General features: G+C 70.9%; 24 protein-coding genes. 11 read left to right on the forward strand and 13 right to left on the reverse strand.

The window, feature by feature from the left end:
• The first annotated feature begins 280 nt into the window (after nucleotides 1-280).
• The 4 genes from AB0A61_RS19280 to AB0A61_RS19295 are packed head-to-tail and all read left to right on the forward strand — an operon-like array spanning nucleotide 281 to nucleotide 6,089.
• The gene (locus AB0A61_RS19280; RefSeq protein WP_361293157.1) at nucleotides 281-1,450 is read left to right on the forward strand and encodes a GNAT family N-acetyltransferase; all 1,170 of its coding nucleotides are present in this window, start codon (nucleotides 281-283) and stop codon (nucleotides 1,448-1,450) included.
• Nucleotides 1,447-2,724 (forward strand): MFS transporter, encoded by a 1,278-nt coding sequence (locus AB0A61_RS19285; RefSeq protein ID WP_361293159.1) that lies wholly within the window; start codon nucleotides 1,447-1,449, stop codon nucleotides 2,722-2,724. The genes AB0A61_RS19280 and AB0A61_RS19285 overlap by 4 nt, the downstream gene beginning before the upstream one ends.
• A 15-nt stretch (nucleotides 2,725-2,739) precedes the next feature.
• Nucleotides 2,740-4,398, forward strand: a complete 1,659-nt coding sequence (locus tag AB0A61_RS19290) for an ABC transporter substrate-binding protein (RefSeq protein ID WP_361293161.1) — start codon at nucleotides 2,740-2,742, stop codon at nucleotides 4,396-4,398.
• The gene (locus AB0A61_RS19295; protein ID WP_361293163.1) at nucleotides 4,395-6,089 is read left to right on the forward strand and encodes an ABC transporter substrate-binding protein; all 1,695 of its coding nucleotides are present in this window, start codon (nucleotides 4,395-4,397) and stop codon (nucleotides 6,087-6,089) included. Before AB0A61_RS19290 ends, AB0A61_RS19295 begins: the two co-directional genes overlap by 4 nt.
• Here AB0A61_RS19295 and AB0A61_RS19300 read toward each other — a convergent pair.
• Nucleotides 6,070-7,146, reverse strand: a complete 1,077-nt coding sequence (locus tag AB0A61_RS19300) for a hypothetical protein (RefSeq protein WP_361293165.1) — start codon at nucleotides 7,144-7,146, stop codon at nucleotides 6,070-6,072. The two genes, AB0A61_RS19295 and AB0A61_RS19300, sit on opposite strands and share 20 nt — an antisense overlap.
• 250 nt (nucleotides 7,147-7,396) lie before the next feature.
• Between AB0A61_RS19300 and AB0A61_RS19305 the strand changes: the two genes are divergently transcribed.
• Nucleotides 7,397-7,792: a TraR/DksA C4-type zinc finger protein gene (locus AB0A61_RS19305; protein ID WP_361293167.1), complete on the forward strand. Its 396-nt coding sequence runs from the start codon at nucleotides 7,397-7,399 to the stop codon at nucleotides 7,790-7,792.
• 55 nt (nucleotides 7,793-7,847) lie between these two features.
• On the opposite strand, the gene AB0A61_RS19310 is transcribed toward AB0A61_RS19305, so the two are convergent.
• From AB0A61_RS19310 to AB0A61_RS19325, 4 genes are all read right to left on the reverse strand, one after another.
• Nucleotides 7,848-8,303, reverse strand: a complete 456-nt coding sequence (locus AB0A61_RS19310; protein ID WP_361293169.1) for a cupredoxin domain-containing protein — start codon at nucleotides 8,301-8,303, stop codon at nucleotides 7,848-7,850.
• A 64-nt stretch (nucleotides 8,304-8,367) separates the two neighbouring features.
• On the reverse strand, nucleotides 8,368-8,955 hold the full coding sequence (locus AB0A61_RS19315) for a GNAT family N-acetyltransferase (RefSeq protein WP_361293171.1): 588 nt from the start codon (nucleotides 8,953-8,955) through the stop codon (nucleotides 8,368-8,370).
• 89 nt (nucleotides 8,956-9,044) lie between these two features.
• On the reverse strand, nucleotides 9,045-9,878 hold the full coding sequence (locus AB0A61_RS19320; RefSeq protein ID WP_361293173.1) for a maleylpyruvate isomerase family mycothiol-dependent enzyme: 834 nt from the start codon (nucleotides 9,876-9,878) through the stop codon (nucleotides 9,045-9,047).
• A gap of 184 nt (nucleotides 9,879-10,062) precedes the next feature.
• The gene (locus tag AB0A61_RS19325) at nucleotides 10,063-12,234 is read right to left on the reverse strand and encodes a SpoIIE family protein phosphatase (RefSeq protein ID WP_361293175.1); all 2,172 of its coding nucleotides are present in this window, start codon (nucleotides 12,232-12,234) and stop codon (nucleotides 10,063-10,065) included.
• 279 nt (nucleotides 12,235-12,513) lie between these two features.
• On the opposite strand from AB0A61_RS19325, the gene AB0A61_RS19330 reads away from it, so the two are divergent.
• Nucleotides 12,514-12,975 (forward strand): Fur family transcriptional regulator, encoded by a 462-nt coding sequence (locus AB0A61_RS19330; RefSeq protein ID WP_361293177.1) that lies wholly within the window; start codon nucleotides 12,514-12,516, stop codon nucleotides 12,973-12,975.
• Between the two features lie 24 nt (nucleotides 12,976-12,999).
• Here the strand turns inward: AB0A61_RS19330 and AB0A61_RS19335 are convergent, their stop codons facing one another.
• Both AB0A61_RS19335 and AB0A61_RS19340 read right to left on the reverse strand, forming a co-directional pair.
• Complete coding sequence (locus tag AB0A61_RS19335) at nucleotides 13,000-13,188, reverse strand: hypothetical protein (RefSeq protein ID WP_361293179.1); 189 nt, start codon at nucleotides 13,186-13,188, stop codon at nucleotides 13,000-13,002.
• Between the two features lie 148 nt (nucleotides 13,189-13,336).
• Nucleotides 13,337-14,815, reverse strand: a complete 1,479-nt coding sequence (locus tag AB0A61_RS19340) for a glutamate-cysteine ligase family protein (RefSeq protein WP_361293181.1) — start codon at nucleotides 14,813-14,815, stop codon at nucleotides 13,337-13,339.
• Between the two features lie 286 nt (nucleotides 14,816-15,101).
• Here AB0A61_RS19340 and AB0A61_RS19345 point away from each other — a divergent pair, with 286 nt between their 5' ends.
• Nucleotides 15,102-15,665, forward strand: coding sequence for a hypothetical protein (locus tag AB0A61_RS19345; protein WP_361293183.1), 564 nt, complete (start codon nucleotides 15,102-15,104; stop codon nucleotides 15,663-15,665).
• A gap of 36 nt (nucleotides 15,666-15,701) precedes the next feature.
• Here the strand turns inward: AB0A61_RS19345 and AB0A61_RS19350 are convergent, their stop codons facing one another.
• Nucleotides 15,702-16,622 (reverse strand): hypothetical protein, encoded by a 921-nt coding sequence (locus AB0A61_RS19350; RefSeq protein WP_361293185.1) that lies wholly within the window; start codon nucleotides 16,620-16,622, stop codon nucleotides 15,702-15,704.
• A gap of 397 nt (nucleotides 16,623-17,019) precedes the next feature.
• Here AB0A61_RS19350 and AB0A61_RS19355 point away from each other — a divergent pair, with 397 nt between their 5' ends.
• Nucleotides 17,020-17,337, forward strand: a complete 318-nt coding sequence (locus tag AB0A61_RS19355; protein WP_361293187.1) for a DUF6204 family protein — start codon at nucleotides 17,020-17,022, stop codon at nucleotides 17,335-17,337.
• 206 nt (nucleotides 17,338-17,543) lie between these two features.
• Nucleotides 17,544-18,740: a cytochrome P450 gene (locus AB0A61_RS19360; protein ID WP_361293188.1), complete on the forward strand. Its 1,197-nt coding sequence runs from the start codon at nucleotides 17,544-17,546 to the stop codon at nucleotides 18,738-18,740.
• A 30-nt stretch (nucleotides 18,741-18,770) separates the two neighbouring features.
• Here the strand turns inward: AB0A61_RS19360 and AB0A61_RS19365 are convergent, their stop codons facing one another.
• The 5 genes from AB0A61_RS19365 to AB0A61_RS19385 all read right to left on the reverse strand — a co-directional run bounded on the left by AB0A61_RS19365 (nucleotide 18,771) and on the right by AB0A61_RS19385 (nucleotide 22,987).
• Nucleotides 18,771-19,028, reverse strand: a complete 258-nt coding sequence (locus AB0A61_RS19365) for a hypothetical protein (RefSeq protein ID WP_361293190.1) — start codon at nucleotides 19,026-19,028, stop codon at nucleotides 18,771-18,773.
• A 536-nt stretch (nucleotides 19,029-19,564) separates the two neighbouring features.
• On the reverse strand, nucleotides 19,565-20,026 hold the full coding sequence (locus AB0A61_RS19370; protein ID WP_361293192.1) for a hypothetical protein: 462 nt from the start codon (nucleotides 20,024-20,026) through the stop codon (nucleotides 19,565-19,567).
• 94 nt (nucleotides 20,027-20,120) lie between these two features.
• Nucleotides 20,121-21,095 (reverse strand): hypothetical protein, encoded by a 975-nt coding sequence (locus AB0A61_RS19375; protein ID WP_361293194.1) that lies wholly within the window; start codon nucleotides 21,093-21,095, stop codon nucleotides 20,121-20,123.
• Between the two features lie 464 nt (nucleotides 21,096-21,559).
• Nucleotides 21,560-22,027: an HIT family protein gene (locus AB0A61_RS19380; RefSeq protein ID WP_361293196.1), complete on the reverse strand. Its 468-nt coding sequence runs from the start codon at nucleotides 22,025-22,027 to the stop codon at nucleotides 21,560-21,562.
• Nucleotides 22,028-22,105: 78 nt separating this feature from the next.
• A complete protein-coding gene (locus AB0A61_RS19385; protein ID WP_361293198.1) occupies nucleotides 22,106-22,987 on the reverse strand; it encodes a polysaccharide deacetylase family protein in 882 nt (293 codons plus the stop codon).
• 290 nt (nucleotides 22,988-23,277) lie between these two features.
• On the opposite strand from AB0A61_RS19385, the gene AB0A61_RS19390 reads away from it, so the two are divergent.
• Together AB0A61_RS19390 and AB0A61_RS19395 are read left to right on the forward strand one after the other, a co-directional pair.
• Nucleotides 23,278-24,213 carry an alkaline phosphatase family protein gene (locus AB0A61_RS19390; protein WP_361293200.1) on the forward strand — a complete coding sequence of 312 codons (936 nt, stop codon included), beginning with the start codon at nucleotides 23,278-23,280 and terminating at the stop codon, nucleotides 24,211-24,213.
• 547 nt (nucleotides 24,214-24,760) lie between these two features.
• Nucleotides 24,761-25,927 (forward strand): protein phosphatase 2C domain-containing protein, encoded by a 1,167-nt coding sequence (locus tag AB0A61_RS19395; RefSeq protein WP_361293202.1) that lies wholly within the window; start codon nucleotides 24,761-24,763, stop codon nucleotides 25,925-25,927.
• Nucleotides 25,928-25,935 lie beyond the last annotated feature (8 nt).

The raw sequence follows: 25,935 nt of genomic DNA on the forward strand, positions 1-25,935 counted from the left end.
ACCACCGCCCGCCCGGCCGCCACTCCTCCACCCCCTCTCTCGTCACCGTCCGTACAAGGAAACGGAGAACAACGATGAGCACCGATGCCCGGCCGACGGCGCGACGGCGCTGCGACGGCCCGGACACCGGCCCGGCGTCCCGGCGCGCGGCACTGCCGCCCACCCCGCGGCGGAACCGCACGGGCTTGTCCGAAGTCGGCCCGCGTCGCCGGTACCTGGGTGGCCGGCGGCGCCCGATCCTGTCGGCCCGACCCGGGGACGTCGTCCCCTCCGTGGGCCGTTGACCGCCCCGGTACCGGGCTCGGCCCGAGCACCCGGACCCGCCCCGGACGCTCCCGCGCTGGCCGAACGGGCGGTGGAGCTTCCCGCTCAGGCATGGGACGCCCTGGTGGGAGCGGACGACTTCTACCTGACCTCCCGTTGGCTGCGGGTCATCGAGGAGACCTCCGGAGCCGCCATGGGCTACCTCACGGCGGGGCCGCCACACCTTCCCCGCGCTGCCCTCGCGACCGCCCACGCACAGACGTCCGCGCCCTGGCTCTCCGGTCGCCCCGACACCCTTCTGCAACGCTGCGTCAAAGAGGAGCAGCCCGGCGCGGCCGAGTTCGCGGCCACCCTGACCGGCGACGCCACCGAGGCGCTCATGCCCGCCCTGGTCTGCGGCGGACGCCATCTGGGCCGCAACCGCGTACTGGTTCCGGCGGGCCACGTCGGGGAGCAGGACGCGGCCCGTCTGGTGCGCGCGGCCGAGGACCGTGCCCGCACGCTCGGCGCGCGCAGCGTCGCCTTCCTGTACGTCGACGAACGTGACACCGCGCTGCGGGAGCTGCTGGCGACCCGCGGCTACCGCTGCTTCCGGTCCGGCCGGTACAGCTGGCTCCCGCTGCCCGAGGGCGGGCTGGACGGCTATCTGGCGACACTGTCGGGTCATCGGCGCCGCCGCATCCTGGCCGAGCGCAGGCAACTGCGGGCCGTCGACGTCCGGGTGGAGATCGAGCCGCTGCACAGCGGGTCCATTGCGCGGTTGGCCGCGCTGGAGGCGGAACTGCTGACCAAGTACGGCATGCGCTGGCTGCCGCGGCAGTCCGAGGAGATCTTCGGCCAGGTGCTGACCCACGTCGGTGAGCACGCCCAGGTCTCCGTCGCCCGCCGGGACGGCGACGTACTCGGCTTCGCCCTGCTGCTGCGCCACCGGGACCAGTGGTTCGCCCACCGCGCCGGGTTCGACTACGAGGCCCAGGGCAACCTCCCGGTCTACTTCGAGACCCTGTTCTACCGTCCGGCCGAACTCGCGGCGGAGTTCGGGGTGACCGCCGTCCACTACGGGACCGGCAGCGTCGCGGCCAAGCAGTCACGCGGCTGCGCGGCGGTGGACCAGCACGCTTTCGTCCTGCCACTCGAGGACACACCCGCGCAGGCGGGGCCGCGGTCGCAGGGGGCAGGCGGATGAGCCGCGCGGACGGGCGGCGGGCCGGCACTTCGGCCGCCGCGCGGACGCCGTCGGCGCCGGTACGCCGGATGTGGCTGCCGCGTGGGCGCGGTGTCGGCTGGTTCGCGACCGCCGGGCTGGTCAACGCGCTCGGCACCGGCTTCTTCTACCCCTACCAACTGCTGTTCTTCCCGGCCGTCACCGGGCTGCCGCTCACCACCGTCGGCACCTGTCTGACACTGGCCGTACTCGCCGTGCTGCCGCTGGTCTTCCAGACCGGCCGCCTGGTCGACCGCTTCGGCACCCGCCCCGTCCTGGTCGCGGCCGCACTGCTGCGCGCCGGAGCGTTCGTCGGCTACCTGCAGGTGCATGACGCGGTGACCTTCACCGCGCTGGCGATGCTCGTCGCGCTGTGCCAGCGCGCCGAACAGACGTCGATGCCCGTCCTGGCTGCCGGCGTGGCGCCCGAGGAGCAGGTCGGCCGCTGGCTCGCGCTCACCAAGGTGACCTTCAACGCGGGCATCGGCCTGGGCGGACTGGCCGCGGGAGCCGTGCTGGCCGGGGTGCACAGCCGCACCGGGTTCGTCGCCGTCGGCCTGGTCAACGCGGCCAGCTTCGCCGTCACCACGCTGCTCTACCTCCCGCTGCCCACATCCCGCAGGGCCGGGGGCCACACGCGGCAGGCCCGCCGCGGACGTCCCTGGCGCGACCGCCTCTTCCTGCGCGCGGTGGTGGCCAACTTCGTCCTGCTCACCGTCATCGTCTCCGTCGAGGCGGCCCTGCCCGTCTACCTCACCGTCACCCTGCACGCCCGGTCCTGGCTGATCGGAGTGCTCTTCGCTGTCAACACCACAATGATCGTGCTGCTGCAACTACCGGTCGCGGCCCGGATCCAGGGACGTTCCCCGCTCCCGGTGATCGCCGTCGGTGTCGCGCTGCACACCGCGCTGCTGGTCGCCCTCGGTATCGCGGGACACCTGCCACGCGGACCCCAACTGGCCCTCCTCATAGCCGGCATGGCGGTCTACACCTTCGGTGAACTGCTGGCGACGCAGTGCCTCGCCGTTGTCATCCTCGCCCTGTCTCCCCAGTCCGAACGCGGCGCCTACCAGGCGTTCAACCAGGTCCTCGCGGGTTCGTCCCTCGCCCTGGTGCCGGCCCTCGCCGCGTTCTTCCTCGCCCATGCCCCGCAGGCGCTGTGGTGGGTGCTCACCGCGGTGACCGTGTTCGTGGCCGCCGACATGCTCACGCTCCACCGCCGCAGCGGAGCGGCGATCAACCAGGCCCTCACCTGACCGGAAGGCGACAACGTGACCGACGAGCGGTTCAACGCGGCCTGCGCCCGGGTCGTCCGGCCCTCGACCCGCCAAGGCGGCGTCCTGCGCCTGGTGACCTCGGCGGACGTCGACTCCCTCGACCCCGCCCGCACCTACTACGTGTGGTGCTGGCTGCTGCAGCGCGCCCTCCAGCGCACCGTGATGGCCTTCGCCGCCGCCCCCGGGCCCGAGGGCCGCCGCGCGGTCCCCGATCTCGCCCTGGCGCCCGGCCGTCCCGGCGACGGCGGCCGTACCTGGACCTACCGGCTGCGCCGCGGCGTGCGCTTCGAGGACGGCACTCCCGTCACCGCCCGCGAGGTCAAGTACGCCGTCCAGCGTGCCTTCGCCCAGGACGTCCTCCCCGGCGGACCCACGTACCTGGTGAGCCTGCTCGACGACCCCGCCGAACCGTACCCGGGCCCGTACCGCGACACCCATCCGGAACGGCTCGGTCTGCGCGCCGTCGAGACGCCCGACCCCTACACCCTCGTCTTCCGGCTGCAACGGCCCTTCGCCGACTTCGACTACCTCATGGCCCAGCCAGGCACGGCCCCCGTGCCACCTCAGGCCGACACCGGCCCCGGCTACGGTCGCCGCCCACTGGCCAGCGGTCCCTACCGGATCGCCGACCACCAGCCGGGCAAACGTCTGCTGCTCGTGCGCAATCCGGCCTGGGACCGGGCCACCGACCCGATCCGCGCCGCGCTGCCCGACACCCTCGACGTGACCATCGGGGTGCCGCCGCACGAGGTCGACGACCGGGTTCTGTCCGGCGAGTTCGACATCAACCTCGAAGGACGCGGCGTCCAGCTCGCGGCCCAGCAGCGCATCGCAGGCGATCCCGCACTGCTCGCCCGCTGCGACAACCCGGTCACCAACTTCCTGCAGTACATCGCGATCCAGCCGCAGGTCCCACCGTTCGACAACATCCACTGCCGCCGCGCCGTGCACTACGCCGCCGACCGCAAGGCACTGCTGGAGGCCCGCGGCGGCACGCTCGGCGGTGAGCAGGCGACCGGCCTCCTCGTCCCCGGCATGCCCGGCCACCGCCCCCACCGCAGGTACGGTGCGGGATCCGACGGGCACGGCGACCTCGACCTCGCACGCAAGGAGCTGGCAGCCGCCGGACTGCCCGACGGCTTCGACACCGTCATCGCCACCCAGCGCGGCAAGTTCCGCGTGGTCGCCGACACGCTCGCGGCCTCGCTGTCCCGCGTCGGCATCCGCGCCCGGGTGGCCGAACTGGACGTGGCCAGTTACTACCGCACCGGGCTCGGTCTGCCCGCCACCGTCCGGGCCCAGGGCCTGGGGCTGGCCGTCACCGACTGGGGGGCCGACTACCCCACCCCCTACGGATTTCTCGCCCCCCTCGTGGACGGACGCATGATCAAACGCGAAGGCGGCAACCACAACTTCGCCGAACTCGACGACCCGCGCGTCAACGCACTGATCGACGCCGCCCAGGAGTCCACCGACCCCGAGACCGTGTCCGACCTGTGGGCCCGGATCGACGACGCGGTCATGGAACACGCCGTGATCCTGCCGATGGTCTACGACCGCACGCTGCACATCCGCAACCCCCGGGTGACCAATGTCTTCGTCCACCCGGCGTTCGGCCTCTACGACATCCAGGCGATGGGAGTTGCCCCGTGACCCAGTCCGAGCCCGGCGGTACCGTCGGCGGCTTCAACGCCGCGCTGACCTCCACCGTGAACCCCGCCCGGGAAACCGGCGGAACCCTCAGGTTCGCCCGTACCTCCGGCTTCGACTCCCTCGACGCGGGCAACACCTACTACGCCTTCGCCTGGAACTTCCTTCGGCTGTACGGCCGCAGCCTGGTCACCTTCGACCTCGCACCCGGCCGCGCAGGCCAGCGCCTGGTCCCCGACCTCGCGCAGACGCTCGGCGTCACCGACGACGGCGGCCGCACCTGGACCTACCGGCTGCGCCGCGACGTGCGCTTCGAGGACGGCACTCCCGTCACCGCCTATGACGTACGCCACGCGATCGAGCGCAGCAACTTCCGGCCCGACGTCCTCGGCAAGGGGCCGACCTATTTCCACCACCACCTGCGGACCATCGACGCCGTCACGACGCCGGACCCGTACACCCTGGTGTTCCGGCCGGCGGAGCCCTTCGCCGCCTTCGACCACCTGGCCACCCTGCCCAGCACCGTCCCCGTTCCGCGCCACCGCGACACCGGTGCCGACTACCACCTCCGCCCCGTCGCGACGGGCCCCTACCGGGTCGCCGACTACGTCCCCGGCGAACGGCTCGTGCTGCTCCCCAACCCCTGCTGGGACCCGGCCACCGATCCGGTCCGCTCCCGGCGAGCGGCACGCATCGAGGTCGCCCTCGGCGTCGACGGCCAGACCGTCGACGACCTGCTGCTGTCCGGCGAGACCGACATCGACCTGGCCGGGGTGGGCGTGCAGCCCGCCACCCTGGAGAAGATCATGGCCGACCCGGTGCTGCGCGGCCGGGCCGACAACCCCCACATGGGGTTCACCTGGATGTACGCCATCAACCCCAACGTCCAGCCGTTCGACAACATCCATTGCCGCCGCGCCGTGCAGTACGGCACCGACAAGGCCGCCATGCAGCAGGCCTACGGGGGTCCCCTGGCCGGCGACATCGCGGGCACCGTCCTGCCCCCCACCCTCGCGGGTCACGAGCCCTCCGACCGCTACCCGTGCGGTCCGGACCACCACGGCGACTTCGCCCGGGCCCGCGCCGAACTGGCGGCCGCCGGGCGCCCGGACGGCTTCCGCACCCGCATCGCGGCGCGGGTCGACCGGCTCAAGGAGTACGCCGCCGCCCAGGCACTGAGCACGTCCCTGGCCCGCGTCGGCATCGATGCGGAGGTCGTGCCCTTCCAGTCCGGCGACTACTTCGAGAAGTACGCGGGAGTCCCCGCCTACGTGCACGAACAGGGCCTGGGCATCATCATGTTCGGCTGGGGAGCGGACTTCCCCGACGGCTTCGGCTTCTTCGACCAGATCCTCCACGGCCGCTCGATCAAGCAGTCCGGCAACCACAACTTCGCCGAACTCGACCTGCCCGAGATCAACGCCCTCCTGGAATCCGGAGCGCGTACCACCGACGGCGAGGCCCGTACCCGCACCTGGACCGCGGTCGACCGCGCCGTCATGGAGACCGCGACGATCTGCCCCTACCTGCACGCGCGTTCCCTGCTCTACCGAGGGCCCCGGGCAACACACGCACACGTCAGCGGCGCCTACGGCATGTACGACTACGCGGCTCTGGGAGCCCTTCCGGAACCCGCGGCCCCGAAGGACCGGCCGGTACCCGGACGACCGCGGCCTACCGGGCCGTCACTATGACGTAACCCTGCTTCTTCACACGGCCGTGATGGGCTGAAATGACCACCGGGTAGCGGCCCGGCCGGACATCGGCACGGATGGTCGCCGTGTTGAAGTAGCGCGGGTCGTCGCCGTCCCCGGACTTGCTGTCGTCCCGGTGGAGGCGCAGGACGTGGGTGAACGCGGGGGAGGAGGCGGTCAGCCGGGTCTCCTCGCCCGGGTCGGGGTGGACGTCGTGCCACATGACACCGACCTGCCCTCCGGCGCGAACCCGGAGGACGTGCCCGTGAGAGCTGTCGGCGTAGCCGATGCGCGGGTCGTAGAGGGCGGGGCCGTACGCCTTGCCGAGGTAGTCGGGGTCTCCCGGGCGGGACGCGCGGACGTTCAGATGCTTCCTTGCGATGTGGTGGCCCTGCGGACCGTACAGGTCGAAGGTGTACGTGCCGTCCGCCAGGCCGGGGCGCAGCGCCGGCTGGGCCAGGAACGCCCGGGGGTTGTAGAAGTCGTACTGTGCGTCGTGGACGAGACGCGCGGGCCGGGGCAGCGCCGCGGACCGCACCGTGAAGTCGGTGCCCCGCTCGCCGGGGTACAGGTCGTCGAAGTTCAGCCACACCGGCTCTCCGGGGCGGGCCACGTCCGACGACACGGTGAAGGACGGTCGTTTGGAACGTACGACCTGGATCCTGTCGTGCGCCACGACGTGTCCTGCGACGGTGACCGAGAGCGGGAACGAGCCGGGCTTGTCCGTCATCGCCAGGGGCGCCACGGCCTCGTAGGCGCCGGAGTCCCGCTGCCAGCGCAGCCGCACCGGCGCGCTGAACGCCGCCGACTGGGCGGTCACCGCGTCATGCCCCAGGGACTGGCCGACGCCGTACAGGAGGATGGAGACGAGCTGCCCGGGGCGGGCTCCGAGCTGTCCGTTCAGGATCAGCTGGGGCTTGGCGGGCGCGGGGCCGGCGGTGCTCGTGGTGGTGGGTGTGCTCGTGGCCTTGTGCCCGGACGTGCTCGGGCTCGGCGCGGCTCCGGGCGTTTTCGCCGAGGTGGAGCACCCACACAGCACGAGTCCGGCCACCGCCACGCTCAGAGGCCTGGACCAATTCATCGTAATCCCCCAGTTGTTGGTCATACCTAAAGATGCCGGGACGGGGGCATTGGTTGTCTGCGGGGCAGCGGGAGATGACGGGCCGGGTCGGTTCACACGCCCGGAGCCGTCGACATGGAGCACCAACGGTCACCGAATGCGACCTGATCCTACACAGGGTCACTGGCGTCGCTCGGACTCCCCCTCCTCGGGGAATCGGACCGGCGTGCGCGGACGTTCTACCACCATGACCGAACAATCCGGAAAGCGGGGTTTCTCCGCTGCGGACCGTGACCTTCTGCGCGAGCTCCTGGAACGCGACCGCATCTCCACGCTGGCGCAGATCGCGGCGCTGGGCCGGGAGTACGACGGGATCGTGGCGGCGAACGCGCTTGTCGCGGTCGACGACGAGCACGACCCGGAGGGGTCGAGCACGGCCTTCGAGCGCGCACACGTCGGCGCCCTGCTGGCGCAGACGCGTGAGCACCTGGCCGACCTCGACCGGGCACTGGAGCGCTGGGAACGGGGTGACTACGGGCAGTGCACGGTGTGTGGTGAGCCGATCCCGAGCGAGCGCCTCGAAGTCCGCCCGGCGGCGACCACGTGCGTGCGCTGCGCCTCGGCGACGTCCCGTCGAACGTGACCGATCAGGCCCGGCGAGTTTCAACAACGCTCGTGATCAATACGTCCGGTATCCGCTAGTATCCGCTGCCCGAGGACGAGGTGCCGCCTCCGCCCGCACCGCCGACGTTGATCTCCGTCTTCATCCCCAGGGACTTGTGACTGTCCACCGGGCAGTACAGCTCGTAGGAGCCGTTCTTGAGCGTGACCTTGAGCTGCGCCGACTGGCCCGGCTGAAGGGCGTGGGGCAGCCGTGCCTCGGTGCCCTTGCCCTCGATCTCCAGCGAGTGCAGAGTGTGACCGTCGTTCTTCACGGCGAAGGTGTAGGCGCCGGCCTTGAACGTCTTCGACGACAGAGCCAGCTGGTACTCGGTCATCTTCACGGTCACGGTCTGGCCTCCCTTCGACGAAGTGGACGCCGCCGCCCCGCCGGTGCCGCTCGAGGCCGGGTTTCCGCACGCCGTGAGCACGGCGGCCAACGCCACCGCGCCCGCTCCCACCATCGCCCCGCCACGACTGAACCTTCGACTCATGGCCGGTCCTCCTCGCCGCATCGCCCCACTCACGAATACGGCCCAGGACGGGCGATGGATTGCCTCAGCGCCCTGCCGAAGTCCGCAGCTCGTCCACCGGCCAGGGGTCGCCCTGGATCCGTGCGTGCAGATGCTCGTCGTGCCAGCCGTCGGCGTGCAGCAGCGCGCTGCGCATGGTCCCCTCCAGAGCGAACCCCGCCTTCTCGGCGACCCGGCACGAGGCGGTGTTGGCCACGGAATGCGTGATGCGCAGCCGGTGCAGGCCCAGCTCCTCCAGAGCCCACCGGCTCACCCGGACCGTCGCGTCGACCATGGCCCCGCTGCCGCGACCGCCGGGGAGCAACCAGTACACCAACTCGCCGCTGCCGCCCGCGAGGTCGATGTCACCGACGCCGATCATGCCCATGGGCCGCTGCTCCGTGAATCGGTGGATGGCCCATACGGCCGCCTCTTCACTCTGCCAGCGCCCGCGCCAGCGCGCGATCCGCGCCCGCGCCTCCTCGACGGACAGACGCCCTGGCCGGTTCCAGCGCTGGATGGCCGGATCGAGGCAGGAGTCCGCGAGCACCTGGGCATCCTCCGGTTCCCACGGCCGCAGGAGCAGGCCCGGTCCGCCGGCCGGCCGGAACACCGGCTGCTCATCCTGACTCATCCGCCCGGCAGGCACCACGGGAGGTATCGGAACGATCATCTGCGCAGGATGACAGATTCCCGCCGTGCGGCGCGGGGGGCGGGGGCGGTTCAGGGTGCGACGAACAGGGTGGGAAAGCGGGGCGCGAGCCAGGGCTTGCGTCCCCAGGTGAGCACCCGTCCCTGGGCGATGGACCGCCACGGACCGCGACGGCCCAGCGCTGTCAGGAGGAACGTGACGGGCTCGATGAGGATGGTGCAGTCCGAACGGTCCAAAGACCCCTGGGTCACGCCGACCGCGCCGTCGGCCACGAAGACACCGAACGCCGGGCCGCCCCGCAGCCGGATGGTGTACCTGGCCGTCAGGCCGGCCATGGCCGCCGGGTCGGCGACGCGGGGCATGACCGAGAGCAGGAACGGCATGCACAGCAGCACACGGTCGCGGTCGATCATGTGTGGGCGGCGCAGCGCGCGAGCGAGGTCGTAACCGTGGCCCAGCATGTGGGTGAGCAGGTAAGACGCGAGTACATCCCTGTTCATGGACCCGAGCGGCGTGACAAGTGCCCGGGCTGCGGCTTCGTCGGCCGGTGCCTGGGCCGCGGCGGCCAGGAACGCGTCGGCCTGCTCCACGATCATGGCTGCAAGCGGCTCCGCCCGGCGCTCGCCGAACGCGTCGAGGGCCTGTGCATTCGCCGCGGCCAGAGCCTGCGGTGTGCCGTCCCCGTACTGGCGTTCCTGCCCACGGGCAAGGTCGGCCATCAGCTCGTTGGCCAGCGCCAGATGGGCGGCCGCCTCGCCGACCGACCACTCGGAGTCCGGTACGGGAAAAGCAGTGTCGGGCAGGCCGTGCAACAACGCGGCGATGTCAGCGGCGGTTTCACCTATCGCCGGTCCCAGTCCCTCGGGCAGAACCCCGCTGATGTGCTCCTGCACCGTCGGATCCACGCCGCCCGCTCCCCTTCCGCGCCCGCGCCGATTGCGCGGGTGACCAGCGGTACCCAACCAGAATCGGAGGCGGACGCCAAGCCCTCCCGCACCCGCCGCCCCTTTCCGGCAGGCTTGGAGGTCCCGCGTCACGCGGCGGGGCTCGGCCGGAACCCGGGCCGCGGCCGCTGCGTTGCGGTGACCGTCAGGTGGCGGTGAGCACCAGTGCGGCCCGGTCGTCGACGGTGGCCGTGCCTGCGAACGCGATGACCGCGGCGGTCACGGACTCGAGGAGATCGGCTGCGGTGGGCAGCGGGGTGTCGACGGCGGCGACCGCGTCGGCCAGGCGCTCGTCGCCGAAGAACTCGCCGTCGGCCGAACGTGCCTCGGTGACGCCGTCGGTGACCAGGACAAGGCTGTCACCGGAGTACAGGTCGGTGCCGTACGGGCAGCATTCGGGGTGGGGGGCGATGCCCAGCAGGAGACCCGGCTGGGCGAGTTCTTCGACGGTGCCGCCGACCCGGCGGACGAGGGGCGGCACATGGCCTGCGCGGATCAGGTCGAGCGTGAGGCGGGAGCGGGTGTGCCGCAGCTCGCCGTAGGCGAGCGAGACGAACTGGTCCTCGTAGACGGCGCTCTCCAGCAGCGCGTCGTTGATGGCGGTGACCACTGCCGCCGGGTCGTTCAGGAGACGGGCGGCGGCGCGCGTGGTGTGCCGCACCATACCGGTGGTCGTCGCGGCCAGCGCTCCGCGTCCGGACACGTCGCCGATGATGAACGCCCACCGTTCGCCGGGCAGCGGAAAGACGTCGTAGAAGTCGCCGCCGACGTCGAGCCCTTCACCGGCCGGGTGGTAGGACGCCGCCAAGGTGGCGCCGGGAATCCTGGGCAGCCGGGGAGGCAGCAGGCCCGCCTGCAGATCGCGCGCCAGCTGGACGCGGTCGGTGAACTGGCGGGCGTTGTCCGCGCTCGAAGCGGCCCGGCGGGCGAGTTCCTCGGCGAGGGCGATCGTGTGGCCGTCCAGGGCAAGATCGGTGGCCAGGAGGGTCAGCGCTCCGAAGGTACGGCCCCGGGCGGTCAGCGGCACGCACACGTACCCGGTGACCCCCAGGTGGGCGCCGAGGCTTCCCCCGTGGGCGGTCTCGGTGGTGCCCGAGGCCAGTACGCGCGACACGGCCGGCTCCACCTGGTCGCGCACGGCGGGGGAGTCCAGGAGCTCCTGCCCGGCCGGGGAGGAGGCGGCCACGGCGACGCGCTGGGTGCGGCCGCCCTCGAACACATGGACGGCGCACAGCGGCGCCAGGGCCGGCACGGTCAGCCGGGCCATGCACTGCAGACAGTCGGAGTAGTGCGGTTCGCAGGTGATGGTGGTACTGGCTTCCAGCACGAAGGCCAGGTCGTCGTGGGCCGTCTTCTCGCGTTTCTGGGCAGACCGGCTCGCCTGTACCGTCCGGTCGCGTTCGATGGCCAGCGCGGCTATGCGGGCGAAGGCGGCGCTGAGCGCCAGGTCCGTCTCCTCGGGAGCCTTCGGGGTGCGGTGGTACATCGCGAAGGTGCCCAGAAGACGGCCCTCCGCGTCCTGGATCGGCGTGGACCAGCACGCCGCCACCCCGGCCCGCCGGGCCATGTCGCGGTAGTGCGTCCAGACCGGGTCGGTGGCGATGTCGGTGACGATCACCGGTTCACACCGGTAGGCGGCCGTACCGCATGAGCCGACGCCCTCGCCGATGGGTAGCCCGTCGACCGCCTCGTTGTAGAAATGGGGCAGACTCGGGGCGGTGCCGTGCCGGAGATGCCGTCCGTCGGCATCGGCCAGCAGCACCGAGACGATCAGGTCCGGGGAGAGCTCCTCGATGGCCCTGGCCATGCCGTACAGGATGTCGTCCAGCGGTGCGTCACGCGCGATCTGCTCCAGCAGCGCGCGCTGCTCGGCGGCCAGGAGATGCGCGTGGTGGTACGCGGTGGTCTCGACCGCGATGACCACGACCCCGTCCACCTGGCCGGCCGCGTCGCGGCGGGGCTCGTAGGTGAAGTCGAAGAATCCCTCCCGCTGCCTGCCCGGACCGCCGAGCAACACCCGTCGGTCCCGGGCCCGGTAGGCGCTGCCGGTGTGGTACACCGTGTCGAGCCAGTCGAGGACGCCCTGGGCGGCCAGCTCCGGGATCAGCTCACCGAGCGGCTTGCCCAGGTGTACCCGGTCGGTTCCGACGGCGTCGAAGAACGCCGAGTTCGCCGCCTGCAGCAGGTGTTCGGGGCCGCTCAGCGCAGCGAAGATGGCCGGGGCCTGCCGGAACAGGCTCTCGTACTCCTCGTTCCGCCGGTCGGCGGAGAGGGAAGGGGCCGCGCCCGGGCTGTGATGATCGAAATGTCTGGGCATGACAGGCCGCCTCTCCTGCCTCCCGTTCGCCGTGCGTTGCGACTCCACTGTGACACACGTCTCCGTCATTCCAAGCCAATCCGTTACAACGTGACTTTCTGGAATAAGTCATGAAAAGTGATGCCATCAAAAGACTTGACCGGTTTCAGCAAGTGGGTAGCCTCGTAGGAAGGACAAGAAAAACCGTCCCCAAGGCGGGGGATACGAGCCCGGCCCCCTCGGCAGGAGCGTGTGGTTCGAGCTCAGCACGGACGTGGACGACAGGGAGAGCCAGGCGGCATGACGGCCCGGGCATCCGAGGAAGAACCCATGGCGCTGGCCGCGGCACAGCTGCGCGAGGCGAGCATGCGAGTCACCGCCCCGCGCATGGCCATGCTGGTGGCCGTCGCCCACTCGCCCGGCCACCTGGACGCCGAAGCCCTGCGTGAGCGCGCCCAGCGCATCACCGGCCGCCTCTCCCTGCAGGCCACCTACAACGTGCTACGCGCTCTCACGGACGCCGGTCTGGTCCGCTGCACCCAGATTCCCGGCCACCCGGCTCGCTACGAGATCGAGCGCCACGACAACCACCATCACTTCGTGTGCCGCCGCTGCGCTGCCGTCCGTGATGTCGAGTGCATGATCGGTGCGGCTCCCTGCATGGAGCCGGGGCTGCCGGAGGAGTACGACACCCAGGAGGCGGCGGTGACCTTCTGGGGCCTGTGTCCCGGCTGCCGGACCGGGGCAGCCCCGGCGCCCTGACGGCGCCGACCGACCGCCGGACGATCACCGGCGATTGTCGCGATCACCCGTGTCGATGTCGTCCCGCTCGCCCTCCGCCTGGGACGGCTGGCTCCTGAGGACGTCCGGGTGCTCCTCCATCGCCGCGCGCTCGCTCACCTCGTCGCGCTCGCCTTCGGCCTGCGACGGCGTCTGTGAGTACCACATGTCGTAATCCGAGGCTCCGGATTTCATGACGGGCCTCCTTCGTCGCTCACTTCCATACTCCACTCCCACGGGCGGCACGGCGAGAGCGGTGGCCGGGACGAGAGCGGTGGCCGGGATCCGGTGCCGTCCCCGGCCGGCGAACGGCACACGGCCGGTCCCGTCGCCGGCGCCGGGCTCATTCCACCGGCCACGTGTGGGCCGGGGCGTTGAGGTGCATGTAGTCGATGTACAGCTGCGTCATCCGCCGCGCCGCCTCGTGACGGCCGGCATGGGCGGAGGCGTCGATGTGGTGGAACATCTCCTTCTGCCACAGCGCTCCGTTGCGGCCGGCCACACACCGCTGCTCGATGATGCCGAGCAGCGGCTCCCGCCAGGCCTCGTCCATGCCGGAGCGCTCCAGCCCCCGGTGCGCCAGCGGCAGCAGACGCCGCAGGACGAGTTCGGACGCCGGTACCTCGCCCACACCGGGCCAGTAGAGCCGTGCCTCGATGCCGTGCCGTGCCGCAGTGTGCAGGTTCTCCTCGGCGGCCGAGAAGGACATCCGGGACCACACCGGCCGGTCCTCCTCCGCCAGGGCACGGGTGAGCCCGTAGTAGAAGGCGCCGTTGGCGAGGGTGTCGGCCACGGTCGGACCCGCGGGCAGCACACGGTTCTCCACCCTCACATGCGGCTTGTCGTGGGCGATGGCGTAAACCGGCCGGTTCCAGCGGTAGATGGTGCCGTTGTGCAGGGTGAGCTCGGACAGCCCGGGGATGTCGCCGCGGTCCAGCATCTCCGCGGGGTCCTGCTCGTCGCACAGGGGCAGCAGCGCCGGGAAGTAGCGCAGGTTCTCCTCGAAGAGGTCGAAGACACTGTTGATCCACCGTTCTCCGAACCACACCCGGGGACGCACCCCCTGCACCTTGATCTCCTCCGGGCGGGTGTCGGTGGCCTGTTCGAACAGGGGGATCCGGGTCTCGTGCCACAGTTCCTTGCCGAACAGGAAGGGCGAATTCGCCGCCAGCGCCACCTGGACCCCCGCGATCGCCTGCGCCGCGTTCCAGTAGTCGGCGAATTCCTCCGGGGACACCTGGAGGTGGAACTGGGTGCTGGTGCACGCGGCCTCCGGAGTGATCGTGTCCGCGTAGGTCCGCAGCCGGTCGACGCCGTCGATCTCGATGCGCAGGTCCTCGCCCCGGGCCGCGAAGACCTGGTCGTTGAGCAGCCGGTAGCGCGGGTTCTCCGACAGCGCCCCCTCGCCGATCTCCTCCTCCCGCAGCGTGGGAAGGATGCCGATCATGATCAGGTGTACGCCGACCGACCTGGCGCGCTGCTCCGCGTGGTTCAGCGCGGCACGGATCTCGGACTCCCAGGCGTCGGGACCACCTTCCGTCAGACGACGGGGGGGAATGTTGATCTCAAGGTTGAACCGGCCCAGCTCGGTGGACCAGGCGGGATCAGCGATCGCCTCGAGCACGTCGCTGTTGCGCATCGCCGGCTCTGCCTCGTCGTCCACCAGGTTCAGTTCGATCTCCAGCCCCACCTGGGGCCGCTCGGACTCGAACCGTGACTCGCGCAGCATCTGCGCGAACGTGTCGAGGCACTTCTGCATCTTGATCCGGTACCGGCGGCGGTCCTCGCGGGTGAAGACCAGCGCCGGGACGTCCCGTCCCATCGGCCCTCCCGGCTTCCCCCCTCGGACACCTCTCCACCCCAGCGTCGCACCGCCGGGCGACGCTGACCAGGCGGGACGCGGGGGACTCCGCCGCGACCGCTCCGGCTCCGGCCGCCCACGGCGGGAGCCGCCGCCGACGCCCGCCCGGCCGACGTACCGCACGCACGACCCGAGCGCCGGGCTGCACCGCGAAACCGCCGGCTTCCCCTGGTCGTCGGGCTGTTGGAGGTGGTGCGTGGAGCCGGCCACCTGGTAGTGATGGGGCGTGCGCTTCGAGATGGTTCCCATGCCGCGGGCTGTTGAGGCCAGACCCCGCGACACCCGCGGCTACCCCGTTCCGGCAATCACTCCCTGGGAGGGCGAGCAGCCGCAGTTCGCCCTCACCGACTACCACCGCAGCGCCGAGTGCGCCCGCAAGCGGCTCTGCTCGGTGTGCAACGAGGCGATGCCGCAGGGACCGGTCTGGCGCGTGGTGGGGGCGGCCGAGAGCTCCGCGATCGGCGAGGCGCTGGCCGCCGGTCGCCCCTACCGCAATCTCGCGCCGACCCTGGAGGGGCCGGGGCACCGCGCGTGCATGCTCTACGCCTCGATGGTGTGCCCGTACCTGGCCCGTCCCAACGCGCGGCGCGGCCTGGCGGCGGCACAGCCGGACGAGATGACGGAGCATGTCGTCCGGGGCGCCGTCCGCGGGGCGATGGGCGCGGTGGTGGGATTCGGGGAGTACGAGTTCGCGATCACCAAGAGCCAGGTCATGTTCCGCTTCCTGGACGTGGTCGAGTTCCTCCCGCACGACACCGCCGACGCACACCTGGAGGAGCTGCGGGCCGAGCTCGCGCGGGCCGGGCGGTGACAACGCCACCAGGGTGAGCCCGGCGTCCCGACGGAGTCAGGGACGGTAGGCGGCCAGGCCGACTACGGAGGTGACCTTGGCCGGACGGCCCGAGCCGTTGGCCGGCATGGTCACGGTGCCCGCGGGGGTCCGCACCGCGAGGGTGGTGCCGTCAGGGGACCAGGCGGGCTCGGTGTAGTCGGTGGTGGCGTGCGGGGTGAGGTCCTTGACCCGGCGAGAGCTGAAGTCCTCCACCAGGACGTGGTCGTGGCCGGCGACGGAACGCACGAACACGACCTCCTCCTCGTTGGGCGACAGAGCCGGCTGCGAGCCCTTGGTCAGCGCATCGCCCTGCTGCCGGATGTAGTCGTCACGGATGTAGACTTCGCCGCTGTTGGTGTTCGCGTAGACCGAAGTGCCGTGTCGGCCCGCCGCGTTGGGCCACACATTGCCGGTCTTCGGCAGCGCCGGTACGCCCGGACCGGCCTCGCTCGCGAGAGACAGCGTCCGCGGAGTGCCGTGAACCGCGGTGGCGGCCACGTACTCCAGCCTGGACACGCCCTGGGCGCGGGCGGCGAAGATCAGGTTGTTCTTCGCGGGGATGCCGTACCGGGTGTCGGCCCTGGCCACCTGCCAGGTGGGGTGGGACCAGTTCTGGTTGCCGGGGTTCCTGGCGGCGACGACGCGATGGCTGCCGTCGGCGTTGGCGACGTCCAGGTTCCCCGCGCCGTCGATGAACGCGGCCTTGGCGCCGTTCGGGGACCAGGCGAGGTCCCTGACGGCCACCCCGAAGTCCACCCGGTGGCCGTTGACCCAGACGTACTTGGTGCCGTTGCTGATCGTCAGGGTTCCGTGCGAGCTGCCCTGCGCGGCCGGGGCGGCGGCGAGAGCGGAGCCGCCTCCGAGGAGCACTGCGGTGCCGGTGACGGCGGCGGCGAGAGCGATGGCGGCAGCGGTGCTGCGGATACGGGCGGACATGCCTGATTCCCCCAGGGGCGTCGACAGATGGTCATACTGCGGCGAGTCGGCGTCAGAGCAGCGCCGTCGTCCCGGGTTGTTCGTCCCTCGACCGCCTGCCGCTCTGTTCGATGGGAGAAGCGTGCCCGCGGGCTGTCCTTGAACAGTTCTCCCTCTGTCACAGTGCTGCAACAAGGGCCCGAAGGGGCCCGTGATGCCGGCCGGGACGGACGGGGCGTGGTGAGCACCCACGCCGCTGCCGGAACGGACCGACGTCCTCGCCTCGGTGCCATCGGTCGAGGCGCGGGGCAGGCGGGTGGCTTCGCGTACCGGGCGGGTTCGAAGATCCCGCTGCGGGGCAGGCGCATGGACAGGCTCCCGTAGGCAGCCGGCCAGGCATCGGAGGAGGACCGATCACGTGACCACCTACATCATCACCATTCCGGGTACCTTCCGCAGCGGACTGGACGACGATGCGCGGGCCGACCTGGCACGGCGGCTGCGGTCGGCCGACCCGCACCGCACGGCCCTCGGCCGGGAGGAGGATCTCGACCTGCTCACCGTGAACGACGACAACACCTTCAGCATCCGCCTGGAAGTGACGGCCGGAGACCGCGCCACCGCCGAACGCAAGGCCAAGCAGACGGCCGCTTCCGCACTGCGCGAAGCGGGGTTCGGCGACGACGACGTGCCGCTCGGCCCGACCACGGTCACCGGCATCGACAACCCGTCCTGACGGAGCCCGGCACATCTCCTGTCCGGGTGACCGGAACGATTCGCCCGCCAGGCGGTGGAGGTTAAGGTCGACGGACGGTCGGGCGCTGATCCGGAAGGGGGCGGACCCGTGCGGAGGCACGGACTCATGGCGTCCGGCGAGGAGTTGGCCGGCAGCGCCCGTCCTCGCGCCGGGACTGTCGCCCCTACCAGTGAGGTGGTAGCCGCATGAGCATCGTCGACCTGGCAGCGCTCGGTGAGTCCTTCACCCGCGATCCCTACCCCGTGTACGCCCGCCTACGGTCCCAAGGCCCGGTACACCGCATCCGGATGCCGGAAGGCGGCGCGGAGGCCTGGCTCGTCGTCGGATACGAGGCCGGGCGTGCAACGCTCGCGGACACGAGGCTCTCCAAGGACTGGAGCAAGGCATCCCCGTCCCTGCCGCTGGGTTCCGTCTCCGCCGGCCCGCACATGCTCAGGTCCGACCCGCCGAACCACACGCGGCTGCGCAAACTGGTCGCACGCGAGTTCACCGCGCGCCGGGTGGAGGCACTCGCCCCGCGCATCCAGAAGACCACCGACGCGCTCCTGGACCGGATGCTCACCGCCCCCGACGGGCGCGCCGACCTCGTCGAGGCGCTGTCCTTCCCGCTGCCCATCTCCGTGATCTGCGAGCTCCTCGGCGTTCCCGATCTGGACCGCGAGTCCTTCAGAACCTGGTCGAACAGCGCGCTCGGGGCCACCGACCCCGAGGACCGCAGCCTTGCGGCCGCCTCGATGGCGCGGTACCTGCGCGAGTTGCTGGAGGACAAGCGCCGGCGGCCCGGTGAGGACCTCATGAGCGCACTCATCCACGGCTCGGACGAGGACGGCGACAGACTCTCCCACGAGGAACTCGTCGGCATGGCCTGGCTGCTGCTCGTCGCCGGCCACGAGACCACCGTGAATCTCATCTCCAACGGCGTTCTGGCCCTGCTCAACCATCCGGAGCAGTTGGCCGCCCTGCGCGCGGACCTCTCCCTCATCGACGACGCGGTCGAGGAGATGCTGCGCTACGACGGTCCCGTGGAGACCCCCACGTTCCGCTTCACCACCGAGCCGGTGACCATCGGTGACACGCTCATCCCCGGCGGCGGCGAACTCGTCCTCGTCGCCATGGCCGACGCCCATCGTGACTCCGCGCGTTTCCCCTCGCCCGACCGCTTCGACATCGCGCGTGGCGCCCGCGGCCATGTGGCGTTCGGCCACGGCATCCACTACTGCCTGGGCGCGCCACTGGCCCGCCTGGAGGCCCGCATCGCGATCAGGACGCTCCTGGAACGCTGCACCGACCTGGTTCTGGACGTCCACCCGGCAGCGATCGCCTGGCGCCCGGGGATGATGATCCGCGGTCCGCGGAGCCTGCCCGTACGGTTCACCCGGTAGACCGGCGACAGGCACACGAATCCCGTGGGTTCACAGCGGGCACCCGCAGCACACCGTGCGCATCGGGCGCTCGCGACCCAGCAGGATGTCGGACGGCTTGACGTCCCGGTGCGCAACTGAGCAGGCGTGTACGGCAGCCAGTGCAGCAGCGAGTTCGCCCGTTCCACCGCCCGGCGCCGACCCCGTGCCATCCCGCAGACGCTTGCCGCGCACCCCGTGGATCGTCGGCGCCGCGGTCGCCGCCGCCGCGCCGGCGGTGGCGCTGTGCGCCCGTTGGGCGGCGGCCACGGCGACGAGGCGGGAGCGGGCAAGGGTGGGGGTACGAGGACCTCGCCGTCCGCCTCCTCTACGGCCGGCACCCTCTCGAAGAAGTGGGCGGGGGTCTGGACCGGGACGGGCCCGGGCAATCCCGGGGCCGACGGGCAACCACAGCCCCGCACCGACTCCTTCAAGGTCACCCTGACCCTGCACACAGCCGCCCCGGGAGAGCTCGCCGGCAAACAGGTCAGCAATGTCACCGAGGTCGGAACCCGACGCGAGGTGGGTTGCACCGAAGCGCTCGAACTGCGGGGAGTCCGCGGAGCCGCGGCAACCTTCGAGGCGGTCACCAGCCATCCCCACCGACCGTTCGGCTCCCTCACTGACCTGCGAGAAGGGCCATATATACGTGGTGGAGCTGACGGACGACGACACCATCGCGCTCGGCGAGGAGGGCGCTCAGTCCGCCGGTGCGCCCTCCCGTCTGCACCGCGGCCCGGGCGGGGTCTCATGACGTCCTCCGCCGCGGCGTCCGCACCACTTCGGTGATGCGGTGGGGGCTCGGGCTAGTAAATGGTGAAGGACGTTCCGGTCACCAAGGAGCCGTTGAACGTGATGTAGGTGTTCGGACCGAACCGGTTCTGGCTGCATGCGCCTACCCAGCACGCCGAGGCCGTGTACCCGCCCGTGTCCCACGCGGACCGGTAGGGCCATGAGCCGCTGGCGGTGCCCGCGCTGCCGTAGAAACCCTGGTTCGCGTAGGGGATTCGGCCCGAGTAGTAGCAGCCGTCCCCGGAATTGCAGATGTTGTGCACGGAAATGGCCGGACGTACTATCCCGGCCGATACGGATAACACCGCACCGTTGGCCGGGTCCATGACCACTGTCTTGGGCTGACTGGACTGCAGGCCAGGCGCCTGCGGCGCCATGGCGGCCTTCGCGTCGGCTCCCAGAAACGTCAGACAGGACAGTGCCACGGAGGCCGCGAGCACCACAGCATTTCTGGCCACTGAGCGCATCGAATTCATCTCACTCCTCTACAGGTTGACTTCGGTCGGAAATTACCGGAGCTGCCCGTGCACTGCCGACGCCCGTTTCGGCCACTCCTGCGGAGCCGACCGATCAGGACACCGGACCTGCGGGCGGGGCGCCGGTGATCGCGGCGAGGTAGAGCGCCCGGGTGGCGGCGCCGAAGTAGGCGCTGTAGGAGACCTGGGGAGTGTTGCCGCCGGTGTGGTAGCCGCCGATCACCCCGATCACCGCCCAGCCGCCCAGCCACGGCACCAGCATGGGCCCGCCGCTGGTCCCGCCCACGAAGGCGTCACAGGCGATGCGCGGGAAGGTACCCGGGTCCGCCGGGTCGTCGCTGGCCCACTTGGTGGTCCAGCTCCAGCACTCCAGCGGCTTTTCGGCCCCCGACGGATAGCCGATCATCCGCACCGGGGCGTGGTAGTACCCCGTCCCCGTGAGCAACTGCACCCCTCCGACCGCGTCCTGGAGCAGCGTCCCGTCCTGGTTGGGCTCGGTGACCCCGAAGGCGAAGTCGTACTCGGCCCCCGCATGCTCGCCCAGGTCGTAGTACTGCTGCGAGACGTAGACGCCGTTGTTCCGGACCGGGAAGAGGCCGAAGGGCTTCATCCCGTCGTGGTACTGCGGTACGAAGCCCAGATTGCGCTTGGGAGAGGTGCCGGAATAGCCCTTCAGGCAGTGCCCGGCGCTGAGCACCAGGTCGCGACCGGGGCTGCGCACCACGGAACCGCTGCAGGTGCGCCCGGTGCCGTGGGCGTCGGTCCAGAAGAAGGTGCCGGCCTGCGGCATGCCGTCGAAGCTTCTGCTCGGCGGGATGTACTCGCCCGGCTGCGGTCCGTCCACCGCGGGGGAGACGGCTGAGGCCCCGGCCTCGGCCACCTTGCCGTCGTCGCCGGGCAGGGCGGCGGCCATCCGGGCGGGGGTCCAGTAGGCGTTGAGCTCGACGGCCGTCGGGTTGGGCCGGACCGGGGCGCCGTCGGCGGAAGCAGCCGGGGCGAGCCCGGCGGAGAGCAGCAGGGCCGCCGCACACGCGGCGGCGCACTGGCCGATCCTCGTCCTACGCACCATCAGTTCCCCTCTGTCGCACAGGAATGTGACGGCTCACCATAAGTCAGTGACGGGCCGACGGCGACGAGGCCGGCAGCTCGGTCCGAAGGGTGGCGGCCCTCGCCGGTGTGAACGCCGACTACTACGCGCGACGGGAACAGGGCGCCGGCGCCACCCCTCGTCCCAGGTCCTCGACGCCCTGGGCCGGGCTCCGCGGCTCGGCACCGACGCCCGACCACCTGCACCGCTTGGCCGGTGCCGTGCCGAACAACCAGAGCGTCCCGGCCATGGACATGGTCAGCCCGGCCCTGCGGCAGCCGCTCGACGGTTACCCGCTCGGCGTCGCGTTCGTCGTCAACCGTGCGCTGGACATCCTCGCCTGTGATGTCCTGACCGAGGCCCTGTACGTCCCAAGGAACGCCTGGCTCGTACGACACCCGGCGGCCGCGCTGCCGGCCGGGGCCTCCGGTGTCGGCGACCCTGGCTCAGTTTCCGTTCCGGTGCTGGTGAAGTTCGGCTCGCAGGGAGTGGGCGACCCGGTCCGCCTGGTCGGTTGTCACTCGCTCCCGCTCCGGGCGTCGGAGCAGCCCGAAGACGCCCGGTCCACGGTGTTCCGCGGGCAGGTCCGCCATGCGCGGCACGATGTGGAAGTGCACGTGGGCGAAGCCTTCGGCTTCGGCGAACTGCACCACATAGGTCTTCCGGCAACCGGTGACAGCGTGCAGAGCCCGGGAGAGTTCGACCTGCCATGCTCCAAGGCCGGCGGTTTCGGCGTCGGTGAGTTCATGGACGGCCGTGACGTGGCGTCGAGGCAGCAGCACCAGCCAGCCGGGGACCGCGGTGTTGAAGTCGTGGGCCACGCGCCAGTGTTCGTCGTACGCGACGCGCTCGCGCGGTGGCAGTGCGTCGAACTCCGCTTCCTTGCTGCACGCGTAGCAGTCGGGGGTCGTCATGAACGGAGATCGTGGCATCCTCATCCACCCGATGTGCAAGCGTTTCTGGTCATCTTCGTGCGACCGTCGGCCGCTTGGTCAATGCAGCGCGTCCTTCAGGTGAACGAAGTGGTGTCCGCGAGCCAGGAGGCGGGGGACGGCGGCGATGATGCCTCGCGCGGTACCGCCCCGGGGATGGTTCATGTGACACAGGACGATGGACCCGGCTTGGGCGGATGCGACGGTGCTGCGCACCTGTTCCGGAGTGAAGGTGGCGCCGCCGTCGCCGTTGACGGAGAAGCTGACGAAACGCTCTCCCAGGTCGGTGACGATCCGTGCCGCGACGTCGTCGCAGAAGGCGGTGCCGGAGCGGAAGAAGCGCGGCGCAACGCCCAGTGACCGAGTCAGCTTGGCGTGGTTGCCCGCTATCTCGTCGTACACCTCGGCCGCGCTGCGGGTGCCGGGGATGCCGTAGGCGGAGCGGCCGGTGACCGACAGCGGGCGGTGGTTGGTGCCGTGGTTGGCGATCTCGAACAGCGGCTCGGCGGCGAGTCGGCGGAAGGACGCGGGATTGGCGGCGATCCAGCGGGAGTTGAGGAAGAGGGTTGCCGGTATGTCCCGTTTCCTGAGGAAGTTGATCAGCGCGCTGTCGTATCCGCTGCCGCCGGGGCCGCCGCAGGCGTCGAAGGTGAGCGCGATGTCGCGGTCTGTGGCGGGCAGCTTGTGTATCACTCCGGGAGCGTCGAAGCCCCAGGTGCGCGGTACGGCGTGCGCGTAGCGGGCCACGATCTCCGCGCGGGTGACCGCGACGGCCGGGTCGGCTGCGACGGTCGACGGGGCCGCGGTCGAGGTGCCGGCGTCGGACGTGGCGGGTACGGATGCCGAGGGGGATGCGGCCGTACGGCCCCTGTCCGGTGCCGTGCAGCCGGCCAGCAGGGCTCCCGCTGTGGCAGCCAGCACCGCGCGGCGAGTGGGTATCACGCATTCCCTCCGGGAAGGACTCTCGGCGGTCCGACTGCCGCCTGGCCCGGCAACCCTATGGGAGGGGAGTTCAGAGCCGGGAAGGAGTTGGTAAGGGGAGGCCAAGGATCCCTTGCCGACGCGGTCGGCGCGCGCGTCACCGCCGCCCCCTGACCAAACTTGTATGAATTTGACCGCGGTTCTTCCGCGTAACAGCGGCGACCGGTACCTGTGTCCCGTTCCTGGCGCACAGCCAGGGCGTGAACGCCATTCCCCTCACGGCACCCTCACCAACGGGACGAGGTACACGAATGCAACTGCGCTGGAGATCCCTCGGCGGACTGTTTCCCCTCCTCGGCGCACTGATCGTCTGTGCTCCCGCCCCCGCCCAGGCGGCGGGGAGCAGTGGCAACCCGATCGTCAACGGCGACGCGGAGGTCGCACCGCCCGCGTCGAAGGTGCCCGGCTACGACCACGCGTTCATGGTCATGATGGAGAACACCGACTACTCCGAGGTCATGAACGATCCGTACGAACAGGGAATGGGCACGCCCTGCAACACCAACACGAACCACGACAAGTACTACGAGCCCGACGACGCACCGTTCATCAACTACACCGACATCAGCGGCAACGCGTCCCGCTGCGCCGCACGCCTGTTCGGCACCTCGCAGCTGACCACCGACCTGCAGTCGGCCGCGACCACCCCGAACTTCTCCTGGATCGCCGCCGACGACTACTACGACGGCGAAGCCTCCGGCAACGGCAACCCCACCAGCCTCAAGACGCAGGACGGCTGGCTGAAGCAGACCCTCGCCCCGGTGCTGGCCTCCCCGGCCTGGACCCAGCAGCGGTCGCTGCTCATCCTGACCTGGGACGAGAGTGACAAGGAGGCGTACGCCCACGTGGGCACCGTGGTCCTCGGCTCGCAGGGCACCGTCCCCGGCGGGACCAGCAGCCCGAGCCACTACGACCACTACGGCATCGCCCGCACCATCGAGTCGGCTCACGGCCTGCCCGGTCTGACGGCCAACGACACCTATGCGACGCCTCTGAACGCCGCCTTCGCGCCGTCCACCGCGACGACGCCGACACTCACCCGGCGGCCTCAACGCGGTCACGAGCGGCGGCAACGTCACCTTCCGCTACACGGTGCCGTCCGCCGCGCAGGTGAGTGCGAAGAACTGGATCGGCATCTACCCGGCGGGCGTCACCCCGGGCCGGCAGTCCTCGCTGACCTGGGCTGACCTGGAGCTATGCCCCCAATGCCAGCGGGGCGCCGACCTTCTCGACCGGCAAGCTGGGCGGCGCGGGCACCTATGACGTGTACTACCTCGCCAACGACGGCTACTCGGTGCTGGCCGGGCCGATCTCACTGACCGTCGGCTGATCCGCCGGGACCGGTTGCGGGTCCGCCTGCTTCGGTCCATTCCACGAGCCCCCGAGGACTGGCGCCTTGGGGGCTCGTCCACGACGACCACATGTTCGTCCGTCTCGGCCCGCGCCCACCCGTCGCCGAATCTTGCAATTCCGCTCCAATCTGCTCCAATTCCGGTCCAAGGTGAGGTCTGGATCAGTCGCTGGACGGCGGGAAAGTGGCATCAAAAGAAACCTTGGTGCAGTCGGGTGAATTCCGCTCATCCCCCGTGCTAGCGTCGCAGCGCGAGTCGGCGTTCGGGGGGAAAGTTGTTGCGCCACGGAATAACTCTTGCTTTGGCGTGTGTCGCCGTTCTGATTTTCCCGTCGAGTGTCGCTCTGACCGCCCTCCTTCTTCTCACCGTACTCCTTTGCGGCATGGGCATGACGATAGAGCGCTTGGACGTCGGGCGGATCAAGGAAGTTCTGGCAGTCGAGGGGATGAAGGACTCGGCCGTCGTGTCGGCCGCCGACAACCGTGCTTCTTCCTCCGCCCAACCGGGCTCAGCCGCCTACCACGTGGTCCCCGCACGAGCCGTCGCCCCGTCCGAGAGCGACGCGGCGGCACCCCGCCACCGCCCAGCCAGGACCATCGCCCTGCCCGCGGAGCACACCGCCCGCCTGCGGCCCGAACAGCGCCGTAGCGAGCCGCCGCACCACGAGCCCGCGTACGAGCATCCGCGGCCACCCGTGTTCGGAGGACGCCATACCGCCGCCTACCGCAGCCCCTGGAAACTCCCGGCACGACCGGTCCAGACGGCGGTGGCGGCGGACGACGCCAACCTCGGCGACCTCGGCGTGCTCGCCGCCTCCGTGGTCGGTACCGGTCACCGTTGCGCGGAACCCGCGGAACCCCGCCAGGACGCCTACCGGATAGCCCGCGACGAGGCCGGACGCCACCTCGTCGTCGCGGTGGCCGACGGCATCTCCGCCTGCCGTTTCTCGGACCTGGGCGCGCAGGTGGCGGCGACCACCGCGGTGAACGCCGTGCGCAGCGCGCTGGGAGACCTGGGCCCGCGGGATCCACTGGAACTCCTGGACGCCCGGCACATCTTCCAGCAAGTGGCGCAGCAGATGCAGGCGACGGCCAAGCAGCGCGGTGTGTCGATCAGAGACGTGGGTGTCGTGCTGATCACCGCCGTGGTCCCCACCCAGGGCACCGCCGCCGACGGCTCCCGGGCCGTGTGGGTGGCGCGCGTGGGGGACGTCTCCGCGTGGCACCTGCAGAACAAGCTCTGGCAGCCGTTCGTCGGAGGGCACAAGAGGCAGCACGGAGGTGTGGAGTCCGGCGAGGTGGACGCCGCGCTGCCCTGGGCGCCGCAGGCGGTCGAGGCACGCTCCTACACCGTCACCGCCGGCAGCACGCTGGCCTTCGTCACGGACGGCATCGGAGACGCGCTGCACGACAACCCGGCCCTCAACAGTCATTTCGCCCAGCACTGGGCCGGGAAGCCACCGGTCACCTCCTTCCTGACCGACATGCACTTCGATGCGCCGAGCTGCCAGGACGACCGGACGGCGGTCGTCGTCTGGACCGACCGGTAGCCATCACC

Source organism: Streptomyces sp. NPDC046197, assembly GCF_040646295.1.
Taxonomy (GTDB): Bacteria; Actinomycetota; Actinomycetes; order Streptomycetales; family Streptomycetaceae; genus Streptomyces.

Bases quoted from the DNA above. Each gene is read 5' to 3' on its own strand.
- AB0A61_RS19285 (WP_361293159.1), top strand. From the start codon at position 1,447: ATGAGCCGCGCGGACGGGCGGCGGGCCGGCACTTCGGCCGCCGCGCGG.
- AB0A61_RS19305 (WP_361293167.1), top strand. From the start codon at position 7,397: ATGACCGAACAATCCGGAAAGCGGGGTTTCTCCGCTGCGGACCGTGAC.
- AB0A61_RS19310 (WP_361293169.1), bottom strand. From the start codon at position 8,303: ATGAGTCGAAGGTTCAGTCGTGGCGGGGCGATGGTGGGAGCGGGCGCG.
- AB0A61_RS19315 (WP_361293171.1), bottom strand. From the start codon at position 8,955: ATGAGTCAGGATGAGCAGCCGGTGTTCCGGCCGGCCGGCGGACCGGGC.
- AB0A61_RS19325 (WP_361293175.1), bottom strand. From the start codon at position 12,234: ATGCCCAGACATTTCGATCATCACAGCCCGGGCGCGGCCCCTTCCCTC.
- AB0A61_RS19330 (WP_361293177.1), top strand. From the start codon at position 12,514: ATGACGGCCCGGGCATCCGAGGAAGAACCCATGGCGCTGGCCGCGGCA.
- AB0A61_RS19335 (WP_361293179.1), bottom strand. From the start codon at position 13,188: ATGAAATCCGGAGCCTCGGATTACGACATGTGGTACTCACAGACGCCG.
- AB0A61_RS19340 (WP_361293181.1), bottom strand. From the start codon at position 14,815: ATGGGACGGGACGTCCCGGCGCTGGTCTTCACCCGCGAGGACCGCCGC.
- AB0A61_RS19345 (WP_361293183.1), top strand. From the start codon at position 15,102: ATGCCGCGGGCTGTTGAGGCCAGACCCCGCGACACCCGCGGCTACCCC.
- AB0A61_RS19350 (WP_361293185.1), bottom strand. From the start codon at position 16,622: ATGTCCGCCCGTATCCGCAGCACCGCTGCCGCCATCGCTCTCGCCGCC.
- AB0A61_RS19360 (WP_361293188.1), top strand. From the start codon at position 17,544: ATGAGCATCGTCGACCTGGCAGCGCTCGGTGAGTCCTTCACCCGCGAT.
- AB0A61_RS19370 (WP_361293192.1), bottom strand. From the start codon at position 20,026: ATGAATTCGATGCGCTCAGTGGCCAGAAATGCTGTGGTGCTCGCGGCC.
- AB0A61_RS19375 (WP_361293194.1), bottom strand. From the start codon at position 21,095: ATGGTGCGTAGGACGAGGATCGGCCAGTGCGCCGCCGCGTGTGCGGCG.
- AB0A61_RS19380 (WP_361293196.1), bottom strand. From the start codon at position 22,027: ATGACGACCCCCGACTGCTACGCGTGCAGCAAGGAAGCGGAGTTCGAC.
- AB0A61_RS19390 (WP_361293200.1), top strand. From the start codon at position 23,278: ATGCAACTGCGCTGGAGATCCCTCGGCGGACTGTTTCCCCTCCTCGGC.
- AB0A61_RS19395 (WP_361293202.1), top strand. From the start codon at position 24,761: ATGGGCATGACGATAGAGCGCTTGGACGTCGGGCGGATCAAGGAAGTT.